Genomic DNA, 2,423 nt, shown 5'->3' with positions numbered 1-2,423 from the left:
CATCACGATCCGCATCGTCGGCGTCTCACGGGTCATCATCACCCGCCTGACGCCCGAAACGAAGCGCAGTGCCCAGATCGTGGCCACCGACGCCGCACGATCCCAAATCTTCGGGCACGCAACTCTCTTCGCCTACGGGAACGCCCATACCGACGCATTCGACACCACACGCGTTCGCGCCACCAACCGCGCCACAAGCAACCTTGTCGACGACTCCTTCGGCGACGTCGGAGAAGACACCGCCACCTATGCCTACGACAACGCGACCGTGCACTCCCACGACCAAGCCGCAGTGCACGCAACAGACCGGGTTTCACTCGTTCACCAAAGCTCGACGCCGGCCGAGGTCGAACACGGAGTGACAGTCTTCGGTCCAGCACGAAACAACATCCGACTCCGGGCGAAGGAAACGTGAGCCGAATGATTGTTCATTTTGCATCTGGCGCCGTGCGTCCGGAGCAATGAGATGGCTCTGCGGAAGGACGCAAAGCCTGGCTGGTGGCGCATGCAAAACTGGCAAACGCGATCCGAAGTTGAGGACCCAAGCCCGGCGAGCAACCGCAATAGCCTTCCCCTCCCCTATCCACTTTGAAGGTAGAGCGGGACATGCACCCACCGTGCGGCGCCACGGCTCGGCTTCGCAACCTGCAATTTTGCGTGATGACGGCGGCCCGAAACGGAAGTAGCGCCACCCCGAGCGCAAAATGTCAGCATTACTGCCAATAGCAGCAAATCGTGTTTGAGTGAGGGTTGGGCCCCACGAGGCCCGTAATGGCAGGAATGACAGTGATACCAGTATTCCTGCTTTCGGCGGCTCGCCTGGTGGATTTTGCCGGCAACGAGGACCCTGTCTGGCTCTAATGCTGGTAATGCTGCTATTAGCAACATGCACGTCAGTGAGGTTTTCGTGACATTTTGCGAACGTGCCAGTAATGCCAGCAATACTGGCATTGGGTCCATTCCGCCGCAGCCATATTTGAGATTTCCAACGGCTAGCAGTAATGCTGGCATTACTGCTATTGCTTGCATTACTGGTTATCGCGTGGAATGCTGTCAATACCGTCAAACGCGCCAATGCTGTCGAAGGAGAGCAATGCAGACCGACTTTCGCGAAACACGTAAAAGGGTGATCGCCGTCATCAACGGCAAGGGCGGCGTCTTGAAGACGACCCTGACAGCCAACGTCGGCGGAGAATTGGCAGCCTCTGGTCAGAAGGTTCTGCTCGTCGACCTCGACCCTCAGGGAAACCTTGCCGAAGACCTCGGGTACACCAGTGAAACCGGTGATGATCAGGGGAGATCGCTTGCCAGCGCAATCGCATTCGGCGGCGACGCAAAACCCATCGAAAATGTCCGTGCAAATCTCGACGTCCTTCCCGGGGGAGTGCACCTCGAACAAGCGACAGCCGCTCTAACCGCTATGGCGTCCAAAGATCCAGATGGAGCAAAGCTCGCCCTTGCAAGGGTCCTTGCTCCAATGGCGGCCACCTACGACATGGTCCTCATCGACTGCCCGCCCGGCGACGAAACCTTGCAGACAGCAGCGTTAGCGGCCGCAAAATGGGCATTCGTGCCCGTCAAATCCGATGCATCCAGCCGAAAAGGAATGGCAGCCGTGGCGCACCGTATCGACGCCGTCGCTGCTATCAACCCCGACCTGGATCTACTGGGCGTCGTTCTCGTAGCCGTGGGTACATCAGCGAAAACCGTGCTCAAACAAGCAAGGTCTGCGATTGCAGAGGCGTTCGGCAACGACGACGTCGTTTTCACGGCCACCGTTCGTCACTCCGAGGCCACCGCCCAGGCAACACGAGAGCGGGGCATGCTCGCAGCCGAACTCGATGCAGTCGTCCGAAGCGGTCCGAAATGGTACGACGTCATCAAAGGCAACGCCGAGCCTCAGGCTCTCGCGCCGAAATCGTCCAAATCCGTTGCAGACGACCTCTTTGCAGTTGCGCAAGAAGTTGTCACCCGCGTTGCAACAGCGGAAAGAGAGGAAGCACGGGTATGAATGACCGGCCCGACCGAAAGCTCACGGCGCTACCTCCGCGGAACGTGACTGGTGACCTGTCTCGAATGCAGAGATCCAACCGCACTCCCGCGCCGGTCGCCCCGCTTCCACAGCCCACACCGTCAGTGGTGGAAAAGCCTAAGCCCAAACGTATTACGGTTTACGTCGACCAAGAGGTATTCAGTCGCGCCCGAGGTGCTTACCGAAACACAAGCCACCTCGAGGACGACAAATCCTGGTCGCAATTCGTCGAGAAAGCGCTGGCGGCAGAGGCGGAACGCCGGGAGACAGTGCACAACAGTGGCAACCAATACGAAGCAGAAACCGGCGCACTTCCCAGCGGCCGCCCAATCTCAGACGACTGACCTACACAACGAAGGAGCCCCGCCGGATGCAACCGGCGAGGCTCCAG

The 2,423-nt window shown here is 59.1% G+C and carries 3 protein-coding genes; all 3 read left to right on the top strand.

What is annotated here, in order from left to right; translation table 11 throughout:
- Positions 1-415: hypothetical protein (locus tag ACH4F2_RS35685; protein ID WP_398136777.1), on the top strand; the 415-nt coding region annotated here is incomplete at its 5' end.
- 678 nt (positions 416-1,093) lie between these two features.
- Positions 1,094-2,011 carry a ParA family protein gene (locus tag ACH4F2_RS35680; RefSeq protein ID WP_083197736.1) on the top strand — a complete coding sequence of 306 codons (918 nt, stop codon included), beginning with the start codon at positions 1,094-1,096 and terminating at the stop codon, positions 2,009-2,011.
- Positions 2,008-2,376, top strand: coding sequence for a hypothetical protein (locus ACH4F2_RS35675; RefSeq protein ID WP_351648422.1), 369 nt, complete (start codon positions 2,008-2,010; stop codon positions 2,374-2,376). The genes ACH4F2_RS35680 and ACH4F2_RS35675 overlap by 4 nt, the downstream gene beginning before the upstream one ends.
- Positions 2,377-2,423 lie beyond the last annotated feature (47 nt).

It is taken from the genome of Streptomyces sp. NPDC017890 (assembly GCF_044328675.1).
In the GTDB taxonomy this organism is placed as follows: Bacteria; Actinomycetota; Actinomycetes; order Streptomycetales; family Streptomycetaceae; genus Streptomyces.
Note: the sequence above shows the minus strand (reverse complement) of the source record. Positions and strands in the feature narration are given on the sequence as shown.